The following is a 406-nucleotide window of genomic DNA, read 5'->3' as shown; positions in this document are numbered from 1 at the left end:
ACCCTGCGGGCACGGCTCGCGGGCCGTGCACGATCTCGCCCCCATCACGTATTTTCCGCCGGGTGGAATCGGTTCTTTCCAGCTACGGCCTTCATATCGTCTCGCCGGAACCAGATCGCCCTGCCGCAACGCAACGGCGCGTTGCCGGCAGTGAACACGATCTGCTCGTCACCCCGCATGCGCAGGACTTCCTCGGACAGGATCAAAGGCCGGGCCGCCAATTGCCTGGACCGCGTGCGCGACGATCCCGACATCTGGGCGGTGCGACTGAGCTGGTCGACCTCGACCGTGGTATTGCCACAGCGCCGGGAGATGTAGTCAGCCGTCTCGGGATCGTTGATCGCCGCGAACGACACCCATGACGCGCTCTCGAACCATTTGGACGTTGCGTCGCGACCGCCATAGG

Annotated in this window: 1 protein-coding gene; it reads right to left on the bottom strand. The window is 64.8% G+C overall.

Going from position 1 to position 406, the window contains the following annotated elements:
- Nucleotides 1-44 precede the first annotated feature (44 nt).
- Nucleotides 45-406, bottom strand: a 362-nt coding sequence (locus tag CEV33_RS01445; protein WP_167388090.1) for a type IV secretory system conjugative DNA transfer family protein, incomplete at its 5' end; no start/stop codon positions are given.

Source organism: Brucella grignonensis, from assembly GCF_002252505.1.
Classification (GTDB): Bacteria; Pseudomonadota; Alphaproteobacteria; order Rhizobiales; family Rhizobiaceae; genus Brucella; species Brucella grignonensis.
This window is presented reverse-complemented; position numbering and strand designations above follow the sequence as displayed.